Here is a 14,499-nt window from a genome sequence, read left to right on the forward strand (position 1 = left end):
GATGCAAAATGTTAGCCTATTTATATTGCTTAGCGTTATAAGTTTTTCATCAACCGCAGTTGGACAGCAAGTTTATCGCTGGGTCGACGATGAAGGAAAAGTTCACTACGGAGACCGACCGCCACAAACACTACAAGCCGATGATATTAGCGACGATATTAATAATACCAATGTCGACACTAGCACCAGTGAGCGTGCAAAAGTGGGGAAAATTTTCGCTAAAGAAACGGCATCTGAAAAACGGCTAAAGAAAGAGAAGCACCACAAACAAAGTGCGGCAGAACATAATCGCCGTGTCGCTTGCGAAAACGCGCGCAAAAGGCTTAAAGTCCTCGAAGAACGGCCTTTCTACATTGTAGACTCGGACGGTAATGGTCATGACGTCAGCATGAAAGAGAAAGATCAGATGATCGCTGCACAGCGAGCCGCTATCCGCAAAAATTGTCGATGAATTGACACTTCGCACAACGTATTTCTTTTGTAATAATGTCCGGAAAATAGCCAACGACGACATGCTACCATGATTGATTCCCCCGAAGTTGTTACCTATACCGATCTGAGTTCAGCCCAGCTCATTGAACTGGCCGTAATGCGGCGTGAAGCGCTTCTCGCTTCGAACGGAGCGTTGGTCACCACAACCGGCGAGCGAACAGGGCGATCACCCAGTGACCGCTATATTGTGGAGGAAGCCTCTTCGGCTGACAGCATCGCTTGGGGTAACGTCAACAGAGCATTCCCTGAAGACAAATTTGACGCACTCTGGGACGAGGTCAGCCATCACCTTCATCAAGTCGACAATTTCTGCTCTCACTTGCATGTTGGCGAACATAAAGATCACTACCTAGCTGTTTGCGTTACCACTGAAACCGCTTGGCATGCACTGTTTGCAAAGAACATGTTTATCTCGCCAGATGAATACAACCCAAAGAGCAAAGGCGAATGGCAGGTTTTACATGCCGAAAAATTCATTTGTGACCCAGAGCGTCACGGCACGCATTCGGACGGCGCGGTTATTTTAAATTTTGCGCAGCGCAAGGTATTAATTGCCGGTATGCGCTATGCCGGTGAATTAAAGAAAGCCATGTTCTCGGTTCAAAATTTTTTACTTCCCGAAAAAGATGTGCTGCCCATGCATTGCTCCGCTAATGTCGGGGAAAGTGGCGACACCTGTTTATTCTTTGGTTTGTCTGGTACGGGTAAAACAACACTATCAGCAGATCCAGAGCGTTTTCTGATTGGTGACGATGAACACGGTTGGGGAAAAGGGGGAGTGTTCAATCTTGAGGGTGGTTGTTATGCAAAAACTATTCGCTTGAGCCAAAAAAACGAGCCCATTATTTGGGATGCCATTCGCTTCGGTGCCATCGTCGAAAATGTCTCTATGTCTGATGAACGCGTATTAGACTATGATAATACAGCGCTAACTGAAAACGGCCGCTGCTCTTACCCACTTGACCACGTAGATTCTCGCGTCCTCGATAATTGTGGGGACGAGCCATCTACGATTATATTTCTCACCTGCGATGTCAGTGGGGTTCTGCCCGCTGTCTCCATTCTCAGTAAGGAAGCCGCCGCCTACCATTTTTTATCTGGCTATACTGCTCGTGTTGGCAGCACTGAGCTAGGCGCAGAGGAAGGAGTTCACCCAACATTTTCCGCCTGTTTCGGTGCCCCCTTTATGCCACGATCAGCTAAGGAGTACGCTGATTTGTTAATGAAGCGGATCGACGACTTCGGATCAAGCGTGTATTTGGTCAATACTGGCTGGAGTGGCGGCAGCGGTGCGCCAGGAGGCAAAGGGCAACGGTTCCCGATCCCCGTCACACGGGCAATCATCCATGCAATTCAATCTGGCGAACTTGCTAACACGGAAACAACGACACTCACGGCGCTGAATTTGCGCATTCCTTTGCAGGTTAGCAACGTAGATACAAACATTTTGAACCCACGACAAACGTGGGATAACACAGCGGACTACGACGTTGCCGCAGCAAAGCTCGCGGCACTGTTTAATAAAAACATCCAAGCGTTTGATATTCCCGACGCCATTTTGCAAGCCGGCCCAAGTAGCGCCTAGCGACTACCTTAGCGAGGACCTCTTTGGCGGGGTGCCATGATGGCATCTCGTATTGCCGTCTGCACATTCTGTGATGAGATGTCTAGCTGCATATCTTCCGCCATCATATGCAATCCCAATTCTTCCATTAATGACTGGTAATCTGGAATAGCAAGGCTTGCACGGTATTGCTTGTACAGCGGTACAAAAAGCGGTTCACCTACTATCTCGTCAAAGTCACTCATCAACGCTTTACCTGACCAATGACGAGTTGCATAGCGACAACAGTGATTAAATTCTGTGACTACACTATCCAAACTTCTATCTGGGTACCGCTCGCGTAACGCTGCATCAGCCTGCAAGAAAAAGAGCGCTCCGCTCCAGTAAACGCGCATGGTAGCTCGTAATGCTCGGCGCTTCGTGCTTACTTCCTCTAACGTTTTGTGATTATTTTTATCTCGATCGGCTCGCTCGAATCCGTGATATAAATTCTCCCATGCCGTTTTCGGCGAAATCACGCCCGCTCGAGCCATCGCCAGGTTTTGATAGTAACTAGCAAATCCCTCTGAAAGCCACCGGTCAGAAAGACTCAAGTAAGGCAAAAACAAATGGCTAAATTCATGCGGTGCGGTCCAATCTGTCAAGAATTCGTCTTGCGACCTACTCAAATCAACGACGAACCGGACTCCTTCGACACCATCCCGAATTACTTCACCCCAAGGCACTGGGCTTCTGCCGCTGCGCCGAGAACTAAGTTGATCTGTTTTCTCTATCACAACGCGCGTAGAGGGCAGTGGCAGCTGACCATTAATAGTCGTAATTGAGTCCACTGACTGAGTTAGCCATTCTCTCAAGCGACTTTTTTCGTGGGACATAAAGATACCATCCCATCTCACCCAGAGATCGCCACTTTTAAATGTCAGAACCTCCGTTTCTCGCGGCTTTACCTGTTTAGACAATCGGTCTGCCGCAACATTGCCAACTGCAAAGGTCGCGTTTACTGCCAGACACAGACTAAACGTAAGCAATGGACTATAGATTCGCTTAATAGCATGAGTCGTCGCTCGTAAATTCTCTTTCCACATCCTGCCACCGACATTTCCGTCATAGACTAAAAGACCGTCACAACACTTTACCGTTATACTTAGAGACACCAGGCGAGCTGCCTAGGTTTTACTTCATTCTGTTGTGAACTCTTTAAGTATGGCTGAAAATTTAGAAAAGTTTTGCATAGAGCTACCAAGCTGGCTGCCGACGTTTAATAGGCAATACACCCCAAGTAGCGAGATCAACGACCAAATGCAGTTCGTGCTTAAGGCTGCACACGAAAATGTCGCCCAAAACACTGGGGGTCCCTTTGCTGCAGCCGTATTTGAAACCGAAAGCGGGAAGTTAGTCTCCCTTGGGGTAAACCTCGTCACTTCGCAACAATTATCCATATTGCACGCAGAGATAGTGGCACTAAGCTTGGCGCAACGGGAGATAGGTGCGTATGACTTAGGTGGAAGCGGGCAACCGCACCATCAATTAGTGACAAGCAGTGAGCCCTGCGCTATGTGTTTTGGCGCTATTCCCTGGTCTGGAGTCACCCGTGTGATCACAGGTTCTCGCGACAGCGATGTACGCGCAATTGGTTTCGATGAAGGCCCAAAACTAAAAGATTGGCAATCGGCTCTAACGTCTCGCGGTATTCAAGTCATTCCTGACGTGGCAAGATCTGATGCAATTCACGTTTTAGAAGTCTATCGACAGCAGGGCGGTCACCTTTATAATTCCCGCGAATCGACACAATAAAGTGAACTCCACTCATGGCACAGACTATCGCAGAAATCATTCCCGGTATTTATACACACTACAAAGGCAAACAATATCAAGTGTATGACGTTGTTACCCATTCAGAGACGGAAGAAAAGCTGGTGGTATACCGCTGCCTATATGGTGATTATGATCTGTGGGTTAGACCGCTGGCGATGTTTTTTGAAAAAGTCACCTTGGCCACAGGGGAAGTTGTTGATCGCTTCGCATTAACATCGACTAACGACCAACACCTAGAGTAATAGCTAATTAGAATGGGACGTTGCGTCAGTTACATCATCCTCATCATTTTCTTTCCAGTAGGCATCCCAACGCTCACTCACTCGCTCCCCCATTAAGAACAGGCAAGGAACAAGAATTAACGTCACCGCTGTCGCGCAAATCACGCCAAAGGCTAGCGAAATAACCATCGGTATCAAGAAATTTGCTTGCATACTTTGTTCAAACAAAATCGGCGTCAATCCAACGAAGGTCGTCACTGATGTCAATATAATGGCTCTAAATCGGTCACGACCAGCTTGCGCAACTGCCTCCAACACATCCATACCGTGTTTACGCAAAGTATTTATTCTATCAAGCAAAACCAGATTATCATTCACCACAACGCCAGCACAGGCCAAGAAACCAAGCATCGACATCATACTAACTTCGCGCCCCAACAGCATATGTCCAATCACCGCCCCCACAAACCCAAAAGGAATTGCCGTTAACACGATAATCGGTTGCCAATAGCTTCGAAAGGCAACCGCCATCAAGCCAAAGATAATCAATACGGCAAAAACAAAGTTAGTCGACAGTGAATCTAAAAACTCCATTTGGTTCCGCATGTCACCTGCAACACGAATTTCAAATCCAGAGAAATCTTGTTGCCAGCGCAATCGGTTTTGCAAAAATAAGTCGCGCACTATTTCATTCGCATTAAAGCCACTTTCTAAATCAGAGGTAACGATGATGGTTCGCTTTCTATCTAAACGACGAATTGTCGAATAGCCTGGGACATAGTTGATATCCGCTACGGCGGTCAGTGGCACCTCGCGCCCGTCTTGGGTGCGAATACGTAAATCTTCTAGAAGATCGACGTTACGGCGCTCTTCTTCAGGGTAGCGCACCATGACTTTGACATCTTCTTTGGCTCGAGGAATACGCTGAACCTCGATACCATAAAACCCTTGTCGCACCTGTCGAGCTACGTCGTTGAGGGTCAAACCTAACGCTTCGGCATTAGGCTTTAGCGCCAACTCAATTTCATCACGAGGCGATTGCAAATTGTCTTTAATATCAAACGTGCCGGGATATTGCGCAAGTGCATTCTTCACCGCACTGACAGCACGCTCCTGCTCATCCGCATTATCGGATCGAATACTCATTTGCAGGCGGATCGGCTCACTGCGTGAATTGATAGTAAAGTTGATACGTATCTCTTCCGCTTCAGGAATAGCCCCAATATAGCGACGCCATTTTTGAGAAATTAACCGCGTCGAAACCTCGCGCTCTTCTGGCGACGTTAAAGCTAATACGTAGTTGACATTATTGCCGTAGGCCCAGGTTTGAATATTATCAATAAACGGCTGGCCATCATTCTCTTCCAACAGCTCGTCGTCATTTTCGAGCTTTTCAACGGCCAATCGCATTTGTTGAACAACGCCTTCAGTATCAGAAAATGGCACGCCCTCACCAAGCACAACGCGCGCTTCAATCTGATCACCCTGAATAATTGGCATAAAGGTCATACGCAGCCAACCACCCGCAAAGAGTGCCAAAGCAATAAAAAATGCTACCGTAAATATTGCTAATGTAACGCCATTATTATGCAGCGCTTTATCTAAGAGTGGGCGATAGCGCGTTTCAATAATCTGATTTAAACCAGTAGATAATTTATTTCTTAATGCCGTCAAAAGCTGTAGTGGTCGAAATCGACTTGGCTTTTCTTCTTTAAGGTGGGATAAATGTGAAGGTAAAATCAGCAGTGATTCAATAAGTGAAAAAATCAAACACAGTGTCACTACAATACCAATAGGCGCAGCCATCGTACCCATTTGACCAGGCACAAAAAACATAGGCCCAAAAAATACAATCGTACTAATCACCGCAAAAATCACCGGTTTCGACACCATTTTGGCGCCGCTCGCAGCAGCCTGACTGTCTCGCATTCCATGTTCGTAACGAGAATAAACACTCTCTCCGACAATAATCGCGTCATCTACGACAATTCCCAATACGAGCAAAAAGCCGAACAACGATATCATGTTCAAGCTGACACCCACGTGTGGGAGCAACCACAAACACCCTAAAAATGACAACGCAATACCTACGCATACCCAGCCAGCTAGCACTGGACGCAAAAACAACATTAATACGATAAATACCAAGACCAGTCCACCCAACGAATTTTCAAGCAACAAATTCATTCGGTCTTTGAACATTAACGTGTTATCTCGCCAAAGCTCCACATGCACTTCGGGGGGCAATTTATTGTGGACAGTGTCTAAATAGTCATAAACCTGCTGCCGAGCTTTTAGGACATTGGGGTTATCTGTTATATACAGGCGAACGTAGACTGCAGGCTCACCATTAAGCAACGCTATAAAATCTCTTTCCTCAAACCCATCTTTAATATCGGCAATATCACCCAACAATAACTTGGCACCGTCACGGGTGCTTTTTACCACAATGTGTTCGAAGTCTTCTTTAAAATAGGCCTGACCTCGCGTTTGTAGTTGGATATCGCCCCCAACAGACTTGATTGTTCCCGCAGGTAAATTGATTGAGGCAGCACTAATCGCGTTAGATATGTCTTGAAAGGTCAGCTTGTATTGACGGAGTTTGTTTTCGGAAATTTCCACCGACACTTCATCAGGCCGTGTAGCGGCTAATTCAGCAACGGAAATATTTGGAAGTGTAGCGAAGTCATCCCGTAGAATTTCCGCCGTTTGCTTTAGGGCCGACTCGTCAACGCGACCGTGTACCGCCACATCCATTATCATGGTGCGCCATTGAACCTCCCGCACCTCGACCCTTTCGGCATCTCTCGGAAACGTTGTTATCGCGTCAACCCGTGTTTTAATTTCATTGAGTAGCTTTTGCGTATCGTAGCCTTGTATAGCCTCGATACTTACACGACCACTGCCTCGTCGCGCCTGGGAATTGATTTCTTTGATCCCATCCAAATCGCCAATTGCTTCTTCGATTCGGATAATTATTTGCTCTTCAACTTCTTTTGGACCAGCACCGGGATAGGGGGCACTTATTTCAATAATACCGACATTCACCGCAGGAAACGCTTCTTTATTAACGGCGACGATACCGCTTAAACCACCGATGAGAATCACCACCATAAATAAATTGGCAGCGACTCCATTTTCAACAAACCATTGGATAATTTTATTCACGTTAAAGCCCTAGTGAGTTCAGCGCCTTGTTGATGGGTTATAGGGTGGTATTTAGCGGAGCAACAGCCACCGCTTCGGCACTTGGCTGTGGCGACACGTCCATGCCGGGTGTTAAGAAGTTTTGTCCACCAACCACTACAGCTTGGCCTTTCTCAATATCACCTTTAACCCAAGCGTTATCACGATCAGTCATTAGTACTCGGACAATGCGAGTCTCTAATTGATTTTTTTCGTTCAATACGTATACACGATTATTCTTAAATACTGCACGACGAGGTAATTGAATGACGTCTGCAATATCGCGCCCAGAAATTTCCGCTTCGACAAATAGACCAATAATCAAAGGAACTTGAAACTGTTCTGGGTGCTGTATAAACGGGTCAACCACCTCCGCTACTGCGTAGTACATGCGATTGTTTACATCGACGCTAGCATCTGTGCGTGCTATGTGCCCTTGCCAAACGTAGGTTTCTCCCGCAATGGTGCCGCGAATGAGTACAGCTGGCCCGCGATGTGCTTCGCTTGCCTGGAAGCCCAACGGCATATCAACCAACGATGCTTGCTTGTCGGTAATGGGCAAACGAATTTCGGCGACTTCGATATCGTAGACACGCCCAACGCGATTACCCGGTGTGACGTATTGACCCAAGTCCACTTGCGCTTCTCTCACGCGACCAGCAAACGGCGCGGTAACAATCGTTCGCTCTAAATCTAATTTAGCTTTATCGAGATCTGCCTCGGCTGCGGCCAAATTCGCCTCTGCTGCAGCAAGCTGCGGCTTGCGTAAAAATAGCTGGTTTGCTTCATCGTTACCCAAGTCGCGCCACTCGCGCTGGGCTTGGCGAGCACGACCACGCTCGGTTGCCAATGCTTGATTTGCCTCTGCAACTCGGGCCTTTGCGCGCACTAGCGCCAACTCATAGTCTCGGGGATCGATTTTGAGTAATGGCTCACCCGCGTTAAAAAAACCACCTTCAACAAAGTGTTGATTGACTTCAACAACCTTTCCGGAAACCTGGACCACCAAGTCAATTTCTCGTCTCGGCGCGACCGTTCCTTGCGATGTCACTTTAAGTGCTTGAACTGCTGGGTCTGCATAAACCACGGTCACTTGGGGCGCGGGTGGTTCACGCGGCGGCATCTTACGAGGCGCCGGTTTCAACAGAAATAAACCCGCTACAACCACCACACCCGCCAAAAGAACCAGGACGGCCATGGGCAATTTTTTACGAGGCGGCTTATTGATTTGAATTTTGTCTTCGTCCACTAACCCTGTTCCTTCTGAACTTGTGCGTTGATATGCACACATTCTTAACTTAATTAAATCGATTTTAAAGGATAAACGTTACGCATCCATCAAGTGACCGCAAGTCTAGTCAGTGGTTTTAGTGGCGTCCTAGCCTTTTACTCAACTTCACAAAATTTCAAGATTACACCGATACTTTTTGATGATGCAGACGCAAAAAAGCCAGTGTATTTCTACACTGGCTTTTGGAGTACCTACTGAGATTGTGCCGTAGCTGAGATTGTGCCGTAGCGCTGATATCAAGCGCTATACTATATTGTCCCGGTCACTATCGGTTCAAAAGCAACCCACCGGTCTATGTCACTGTTCGAACCAAGGCCATGGTTGGCGAACTTAGAGGTAAACCCACCGATATCATCATGTAGCGCCATATAATTCAGCACCACGGTATTAACCAGTGCTTCAACGTTGTTTGCAGCAGGGCTTGAGGTTGTTTGTACATCTCCACCGCCAGTCATCCAGCCAAGCTGTTGATGCTGAAGTTGGTCCGCACCGACTGTTGAATGAAGTGTAGGGCGACCACCTGGGTTGTACACCAAGAAGAATGCTGCTGCGGTTTGTTGGCTATCGCCAGTCCAAACACCTTTACCGTCGCCAAGTGGAGAAGTGTCGATCATGCCATTACTGAACACTGAACCGTCGCTGACCACATAGATCATTACTGGCTTGTTGCGCGCTTGCGCGTAGGCCAGGCACGCCCCTATACATTCGCCCGCACGGCGGTCACGCTCTTCACCGGTACGACGATCACCGGTGTGATAGTCGTATCCACCCATGGTAATGGTGCCAGCACCCGCATAACCTTCAATGACCAATTTCATAATGGCCGCCGTTTTGCGGAATTCTTGAGAATCTCGGCTATTACCATTCAACTCTGCATCGCTAAAAATCGGACCATTAATTAAGCTATCGGCAACAGGGTCTAAGGCGTCTGATCCAGAGCCAAACCGATCCGCAAGATCCGCACTTTGCGCATACGCACATTGGATAGCTTCGCGCAACTCGGCGTCTGAAAGACCTCCAATACCTTCCCCTGCGCCAAGGCCAGAATTAATGGACGATAACTCCAATTTGTCCTGACTCATGCGAAATGCTGCTTCCATGATCGAAACACGGTCTTGCACTGTGCCAGGCAGAGATAACAAACCACCCAAATCAACCAGGCCGCGCGCATCCGAAGGCCGATCGACTTTGGTAGGACGAAACGCCAAGTCAATCATTGAAGCGGGGGCCATCGAATTGCCACCTGAATCTGAGTTTCGCGAACCCACAAGCGCAAGGATTTCACCCATAGCACCGCCGAGACCACCCGACTGCGCACCCGCCGCTGCAATGCCGTACATAGGGTTGTGCGGATTATTACCCGTATCGTTTTGCGACCGCGCAGGAATCACAGCACCGTTAGTATTAATCCCCGCACCACCGGCACGAGCTAATATACCTGCTAACATCTGTGATTCGGAATGGAAAGATAAACCCAACTCAGTATTAATAAATTGAGAGTTATCCACTAGAGGATCGGGTGACGAGTTGAGAATCGGAATCCTATCACCAGGCAAACCTTGCTTGTTGTACCCCCGCGTATCCAATAGATCTAACTGGCCACCTGTTTGCCCAACCAGTACATTGGATCCGGCAATATTTGCACCGCCAGCCAAATCAATACAAATAAATGGAATTTTATTGTTGCCCTGAGGGCCTAGCGCACAACCATTGACATTGATATCACCACTTAGTGCTGCGTTCACACGCTGACTAAAAAGTGCCATCGGGCTCGCTAGTGCCGCACCAGTCCCAAGCATAAAGCCCTGAGAAATAAACTCGCGTCGAGTGCGCGGGCGAGGATGATCCGGATGCAGTAGTGGCATATGCGAAGGAACATATTTGCTGCGCTTAGACATAATGTTTTCCTCTCCTGCAGGTCTCTATGCCTGCAGCTTATTTAATGCTAGAACCTCAAAGTAGTTTGCGGGTTCTACGCGTTGTAATCTCGTTAAAAAATTATTGAACGTTCGCAACCGCACTAGCGAATACCGAAGTACAAACCGCTAACGCTGCAGAATCTGTTTCACTGGCATTCGCAGCAGTGCTGAGCTCTGCTAATAGCGTATCCACAGTCGCCGCCATATCCGTAGGATCAGGCTGCGTTGCTAATGTCGTTGTGTCCATGAACGTTTGGCTAGAGAACTTCTCAAGCATAGGATCCAGAACAGCGTTCCGCTGAGTATTCAGTGCTTGACCAAAGTTTAAGCTTGGCCAGAAAGCAGTTCTCAAAGACGTACTCGCGGTCAAAGCTTCACAATAAGCAGCCGCCAGTTGAGTAATACCCATCTGCTGCGTTGTGGAAAATGCTACTGGGTCTTCTGATGATGGCAATTGCGTTTTAAGTGTATCGAACTTGCCAGCAACCAACGCGTTGTCTTTAGACACACCAGTCAAAGACGAAAACATTTCATTTATTTCATAGAAATGTTTCAAGCCAATTTCCGACTGCTTATAAGAATAAACGGGCAGCGCTACATCGGGGTAATCCGGTGTGCTGCGATCAACCGATGACGTGCGAACGCCAATGCGATCGAATGACAAGAAAAACTCATCCGTTTCTGGCGCAACTTTTTCACTCGCGATGATCGTTCCTGTCACAGGAATGCCGTAAGTTGAGAGGCGCAACCAATTATTTTCAGCTGCCTGATAATCTGCATCCGTAATAGTGACATCCATTTTCGCAAAGGCTTGACCGGTTGGTGCTTCGCGACCATTAATGCCAATGCGCATACCTTGAATATCAATATCGCTTGAGATCACGACGCCTTCTTCTAGCACAGTGAAGAATGGATCGTTGAATAAGTAGCTGTAATCATCGAACCGCTCTACTTCAAATACGATGTAGGCTTCAGGAATATTCACCAGGCTTGAAATATTAAATGGCATATAATATTTCTGCCCAACACCCACTGAAAAATTGGTAAGAATTTGCTCTTGAGTTAGCACACGATTGTGAATGGCAACAAAACGTAAGGTACCTTTCCAATCAAGATCCATCCCGCCGACTTCGTTACCTAGTACCAATACGTGGGAATCACTCCAATTACTTGGCGAGCTATTGGCGAGCACGTCAGCATCTGTGGTGGTCAACTCTCCATTTACCCAAATTTGACGACCATTGGTTGCATCAAAGTTTACGACGACGTGCTGCAAACTTGCTTGCAATACATCGTCACCATCAGGTGTTGAATAAAGAGGCGAACCGTTACCATTACTGTCCACGCTGTCTGTACGTAGCAACGTATTGTAGTTGTACAGCGTTTGTCCCAAAGTAAAATTGCGCTCTGAGGGACCACCTGAATAGCTAATAATACGACGCACATTGTCTTGCGTTACATTGGCGGGAATAACCCAGGCTTCAACAGCGAATTCACCTGTTAAAGAAATTGCATCGCGCAACTTACGACTATTGGACGTTAAACCTTGAGCTCGGCCAGATGGACCAAAAAACTCCATTCCCCAACTCGATACAAAGCGCGCGTCACCGGTTCGCGTTAAATCCAATTGCGGTGAAATACCACTCGTGTCGACAACGCGATCCGGGTTGGTGTTATCCAACTGTTTAAATTCATACTTGGCGATAATGTTTGATTCATATCGACCAGCCGCGTTAGCAGATTGACCTTGACTTGGGTTAGCTGGAAACGCCAATGCGCCACTCACCTGAAGCTCGTCTGGATCGACAGTCGCGGGCGAACCTAGACTATCAATAAAGGCTTGAATACCCGCTTCCATTTCCACCGCATTGGCAGCACAGTCAACCGGACCACCCGCATCATTTGGGTCCCAACAGTTTGTGTGTGGTGCAACTGCAAGACGATAAACTAGTCGAGAATTACTCGCGTCATTCAAATCAATTTTCGATTGTGCTGCGCGGTAAGCCGTGGTGACGTCGCCACTCGCAAAGTAAGGTTGCTGTTGACGTTCACTGCCGTCTTCCGAGTGACAGCGAGAGCAGTACTCACGCAAGATTGGCGTATACACATTACTTTCAAACGCCGCAGGCACAGGCGGCGGGAAATTTAGACTTGCTCCGGGTAACACGGCGGGCACTGGATCGATAGTTACAACGGTTGTTGTTGCTTCGGTTGCATTCGCCCAATTTGAAATCCATGTCTCCATCAGATCAGCACATACATTTGGCACATCCCAACAGTTGTGGTCAGAGGCCATGCGCTGAACAAGCAGAGAGTCACCTGGGTTTTCTAAATCAACAACGGTTAATGCCGCTTGATAGGCGGTATTAATATTGTCGTCGCGAACAAACCAAGTCGTTCCAGGGCCATCTTGTTTGTGGCAATTACCGCAACGGTTATCTGCAACAATGTTATCCCAGAGATTCACTTTAAATTCGGTCACATCCGATGACGCCGCCGCAGGGCCATCGTATGAAATGCCGCCGCTACCACCGTTATTGTTCCCATTGGGATTTAACACTTGAGTATTATCACCGCCACTGTCAGAGCTACAGCTTGTAAAACCTGACAAAACGCCAACTGAAAGTGATACCAGTGCTATCAGTTTCAAGCCGCGCAAAACGTTGTATTGTGCAAACTGATTCATAAGCTTATTCACCTTTACAGTAGTCGGCCGTTTCGGCGAACACTCGTTTCATATTGAAGCCGTTGGCTCTAAAGTTATCGGTAATTTCCGCAACTTTTTGGCTATCACTTGTATCAACTGTTGTACCGTTGTCGTAATCGCCAGGGTCGCGAAGACAAACCGACTTAAACACTTTTCGCACTTGGCACTGTGCAAACGCATAGCTGTTGGCTAATTCCCAACCCATGGTTTTTGCACCATTCCCACCGCTGTTAGGCGCATCGCCTGTCCAGTTCCATCCGATGGCTTCGTTAGTCCCTTCTCTCCAATAGTTATCCCACTGATCATCCGGTGTTACATAACCGTAAGGGAAGTTATTGGCGTTGATGTGGTACTTAGGCTGAACGCGCGTATCAATTCCTAACTCAGGATTAGGCTGCGGTGAGGTGTTATACATCAAGAAGCCGTTTTCACGATCGTCGGTTGTATCGTCGCCATCAGGGTTATGCTGGTAGTTGTAATAGGCAAATGCTTGAGCCAATGGATCCATACCAATATGGCAGCCCACACAGCCTGTCAAAAACAATTGGCTATCTCCGCCTGGGCTGCGGGAAACATCTTGTCGAATGCGGTCTGGTACACCGGAGGGGTCTTCCATCTGCTCCAGATCACGACACATCTGGCTCATCAAGGTAAAACGCAACATCGCTCGGTTAGTTCCCAGAATAAAAAAGGCTTTGGCTGCAGCGCGAGTGGTCATCACGCCCGCCGTTGCTTCAGCAGGCAAGCTCGAAACGCTGGACTGAGTTACTTGCTGAAGATCACGTAAAGGTTGTGCTTGCGCTTCAATCGCTTCGTAATGCGCATTGCTATTAGTCGCATAGGGCGTTGTAACCGCTGGATGTGTGTAGACCATATTCGCACGCAGAATTTCGCGATAATCCACTTCGTCGTTTACCACACCAATGAACGTAGCGATGTAGTCATTCAACGGTTCAAAGGGGTCTTGATCTCGATTAGTCCAAGGCGCCGCCATGCGCTTCAATGTTCCACCAAGGAAGCCCTCCTGAGCGGCTGAACCGTAGACGCCATTCATGATATCCAGCGCAACATCTTGCGCATCACCGGCGGTAATTCGAGTCGCCATATCGTTGAGATCCAATTCGGACTCTGGAGGCAACCCTGTGAGACGTTCATGCATTCGATAGGCTTGCTCTTTAGGGCCGGCATAACTTAACGGCGCTGTGAACGTGAGCGAGATACAAGAACATATCGCCGCTGCCATCAGCGTTTTTCTATTGTTTAATTTTTTGGTAGCCACAGTGGTCAATCCTGTTTAGCTAAAA

The 14,499-nt window shown here is 47.7% G+C and carries 10 protein-coding genes; 4 read left to right on the forward strand and 6 right to left on the reverse strand.

The features are described 5' to 3' along the window. Position 1 precedes the first annotated feature (1 nt). Both ACZ5NB_RS18680 and ACZ5NB_RS18685 read left to right on the forward strand, forming a co-directional pair. On the forward strand, positions 2-451 hold the full coding sequence (locus ACZ5NB_RS18680; protein ID WP_460234255.1) for a DUF4124 domain-containing protein: 450 nt from the start codon (positions 2-4) through the stop codon (positions 449-451). A gap of 69 nt (positions 452-520) precedes the next feature. Then, positions 521-2,077: a phosphoenolpyruvate carboxykinase gene (locus tag ACZ5NB_RS18685; RefSeq protein WP_460234257.1), complete on the forward strand. Its 1,557-nt coding sequence runs from the start codon at positions 521-523 to the stop codon at positions 2,075-2,077. Positions 2,078-2,085: 8 nt separating this feature from the next. Here the strand turns inward: ACZ5NB_RS18685 and ACZ5NB_RS18690 are convergent, their stop codons facing one another. Continuing rightward, entirely contained in the window at positions 2,086-3,210 is a 1,125-nt protein-coding gene (locus ACZ5NB_RS18690; RefSeq protein WP_464107716.1) for a M61 family metallopeptidase, read from the reverse strand. A gap of 49 nt (positions 3,211-3,259) precedes the next feature. Here ACZ5NB_RS18690 and ACZ5NB_RS18695 point away from each other — a divergent pair, with 49 nt between their 5' ends. Continuing rightward, positions 3,260-3,850: a nucleoside deaminase gene (locus ACZ5NB_RS18695; RefSeq protein WP_460234260.1), complete on the forward strand. Its 591-nt coding sequence runs from the start codon at positions 3,260-3,262 to the stop codon at positions 3,848-3,850. Between the two features lie 14 nt (positions 3,851-3,864). Then, positions 3,865-4,113: a DUF1653 domain-containing protein gene (locus ACZ5NB_RS18700; RefSeq protein WP_460234261.1), complete on the forward strand. Its 249-nt coding sequence runs from the start codon at positions 3,865-3,867 to the stop codon at positions 4,111-4,113. Between the two features lie 3 nt (positions 4,114-4,116). On the opposite strand, the gene ACZ5NB_RS18705 is transcribed toward ACZ5NB_RS18700, so the two are convergent. The 5 genes from ACZ5NB_RS18705 to ACZ5NB_RS18725 all read right to left on the reverse strand — a co-directional run bounded on the left by ACZ5NB_RS18705 (position 4,117) and on the right by ACZ5NB_RS18725 (position 14,474). Then, positions 4,117-7,260 (reverse strand): efflux RND transporter permease subunit, encoded by a 3,144-nt coding sequence (locus ACZ5NB_RS18705; RefSeq protein ID WP_460234262.1) that lies wholly within the window; start codon positions 7,258-7,260, stop codon positions 4,117-4,119. Between the two features lie 37 nt (positions 7,261-7,297). Further along, positions 7,298-8,527 carry an efflux RND transporter periplasmic adaptor subunit gene (locus ACZ5NB_RS18710; RefSeq protein WP_460234263.1) on the reverse strand — a complete coding sequence of 410 codons (1,230 nt, stop codon included), beginning with the start codon at positions 8,525-8,527 and terminating at the stop codon, positions 7,298-7,300. Positions 8,528-8,817: 290 nt separating this feature from the next. Beyond that, complete coding sequence (locus ACZ5NB_RS18715) at positions 8,818-10,467, reverse strand: hypothetical protein (RefSeq protein ID WP_460234265.1); 1,650 nt, start codon at positions 10,465-10,467, stop codon at positions 8,818-8,820. 100 nt (positions 10,468-10,567) lie between these two features. Continuing rightward, positions 10,568-13,174: a LamG domain-containing protein gene (locus ACZ5NB_RS18720; RefSeq protein ID WP_460234266.1), complete on the reverse strand. Its 2,607-nt coding sequence runs from the start codon at positions 13,172-13,174 to the stop codon at positions 10,568-10,570. Between the two features lie 4 nt (positions 13,175-13,178). Next, positions 13,179-14,474: a hypothetical protein gene (locus ACZ5NB_RS18725; protein ID WP_460234268.1), complete on the reverse strand. Its 1,296-nt coding sequence runs from the start codon at positions 14,472-14,474 to the stop codon at positions 13,179-13,181. Positions 14,475-14,499 lie beyond the last annotated feature (25 nt).

The sequence above is a fragment of the Aurantivibrio plasticivorans genome, assembly GCF_055392955.1.

Excerpts from the sequence above, each read along its gene's own strand:
- ACZ5NB_RS18680 (WP_460234255.1), top strand. The coding sequence starts at position 2 with ATGCAAAATGTTAGCCTATTTATATTGCTTAGCGTTATAAGTTTTTCA.
- ACZ5NB_RS18685 (WP_460234257.1), top strand. The coding sequence starts at position 521 with ATGATTGATTCCCCCGAAGTTGTTACCTATACCGATCTGAGTTCAGCC.
- ACZ5NB_RS18695 (WP_460234260.1), top strand. The coding sequence starts at position 3,260 with ATGGCTGAAAATTTAGAAAAGTTTTGCATAGAGCTACCAAGCTGGCTG.
- ACZ5NB_RS18700 (WP_460234261.1), top strand. The coding sequence starts at position 3,865 with ATGGCACAGACTATCGCAGAAATCATTCCCGGTATTTATACACACTAC.
- ACZ5NB_RS18715 (WP_460234265.1), bottom strand. The coding sequence starts at position 10,467 with ATGTCTAAGCGCAGCAAATATGTTCCTTCGCATATGCCACTACTGCAT.
- ACZ5NB_RS18720 (WP_460234266.1), bottom strand. The coding sequence starts at position 13,174 with ATGAATCAGTTTGCACAATACAACGTTTTGCGCGGCTTGAAACTGATA.